The following is a 1089-nucleotide window of genomic DNA, read 5'->3' as shown; positions in this document are numbered from 1 at the left end:
AGCATCGCCGGCCACGAACTCAGTGTTGAGGGTGCCCTCAACGCGAGGATTGACGAGACGCTGACCAGCGTTCGTGCGGCCCTTGCGGCGGGTCTGGCTTACGATCGGATCAGCAGTTGCGTTCAGGTTCGAACCAACGATGGTCTCGAGACGCTTGAACGCTGGTGCAGTAGGGACGGCAGTTGATGCAGTGCCAACCGCGATAGCGAATTCAGTGTCGGACGGATTAATTGCCATTTGCGGCTCCTCAATAGCTACGGGCCGCGAATTGGCCTCATGCTATTTATTAGGAGGCTCGCGCACGCAATGGCAGCGCGGCGGTGTCTCAACGATATGCCAGATCAAATGAGAAGGTGTCTGATCAAGATCAGCGCATTCTCGTTAGCGGGGTGGTTTGAAGTCGTAGCAAACAACGCCAACGACGATAGGACTCAGCGCCCCAGATTTGAACTTGTTATTTGACAGGACGCCAATCACCCGCCGGTTCTTTATTATGCGGGGTGGCTCTGAAGCATATTCATTAAACGCACTGTTAGTCTGATACTTGCTACCGTTCTTACCATACTCATTCCATATGGACGCAGATCCATATTCGTTGCCGTACTTCCCATACTCGTTGAAAATACTATCACTGTTCGATGGGTCTGAGATCGTTCCAATGAACTCGTCGTCGGAGTTGAGAATGACCGACCCATCCAGAGCTTGGCAAATGTCGCTTTGTGCGACCGCAGGCGAAGCGAGAATGCTCCCGAAAATCATAGCAGTGGCAATCAGTCTCATCATCTTTCCCCCGCGCGAGCTATGATCAGAGGGCTTCGTAAAGCCAAGCGATTTTTAGCGTAGGCCAGAACTCAAGCGGTTTCGGTGCGCTCGCTCGTGTAGCGGATGGAAACTGCGACGATGTAATGCTTGGTATCCTCGATGACCTTCGTGTCTGCTTCCCAGCAACGTAAATTGAAGTCAGCAGCGCGCCAGCGGACGAACAAGGCCTTAGCTTGATCGACTAGCGCCCATGCTTCAGCGTCTGGATTGCCAATAGGGATGGCGACTTGCAGCCACACGCGGCCTTCGCGCTGTACGCGGACGCGG

Annotated in this window: 2 protein-coding genes; both read right to left on the bottom strand. The window is 53.9% G+C overall.

Annotated elements, in window-relative coordinates; genetic code table 11:
• On the bottom strand, positions 1 to 237 hold a 237-nt coding region (locus XM50_RS19825; RefSeq protein WP_156167002.1), incomplete at its 3' end, for a phage tail tube protein.
• A 614-nt stretch (positions 238 to 851) separates the two neighbouring features.
• A partial coding sequence (locus tag XM50_RS20240) for a hypothetical protein (RefSeq protein WP_046406258.1) occupies positions 852 to 1089 on the bottom strand: 238 nt, incomplete at its 5' end.

It is taken from the genome of Sphingomonas sp. Ag1, from assembly GCF_000980895.1.
In the GTDB taxonomy this organism is placed as follows: Bacteria; Pseudomonadota; Alphaproteobacteria; order Sphingomonadales; family Sphingomonadaceae; genus Sphingomonas; species Sphingomonas panaciterrae.
Note: the sequence above shows the minus strand (reverse complement) of the source record. Positions and strands in the feature narration are given on the sequence as shown.